Raw genomic sequence first — 257 nt, 5'->3', positions numbered from 1 at the left:
AGCGCAAATTCAAAAGGCCTCTATTTTAGCTATGCCGATGAAGGCCAAACCACGCTCGCTTATCAACCTCGAACCGGTAAACGAAAAGTAATTACCGAACAAATAGGAAGTGTGGCGTTTGGGCGACCTTATTCTGGTGGTGATTTTGATATTAGTGAAAATGGCGATATTGCATTTACACTTGCTGATACTCAGCGCCCAGCTGACGTTGCAACAATAAAGCGTGGCACAGTAAAGCGTTTAACCGATTTGAACTC

General features: G+C 44.0%; 1 protein-coding gene. It reads left to right on the top strand.

Annotated features, from left to right (window positions below):
* The coding region (locus SB765_RS31355) for a hypothetical protein (protein WP_410932726.1) at positions 1 to 257 on the top strand (257 nt) is incomplete at both ends.

It is taken from the genome of Pseudomonas sp. SIMBA_067, assembly GCF_046534675.1.
Lineage (GTDB): Bacteria > Pseudomonadota > Gammaproteobacteria > Pseudomonadales > Pseudomonadaceae > Aquipseudomonas > Aquipseudomonas putida.
Note: the sequence above shows the minus strand (reverse complement) of the source record. Positions and strands in the feature narration are given on the sequence as shown.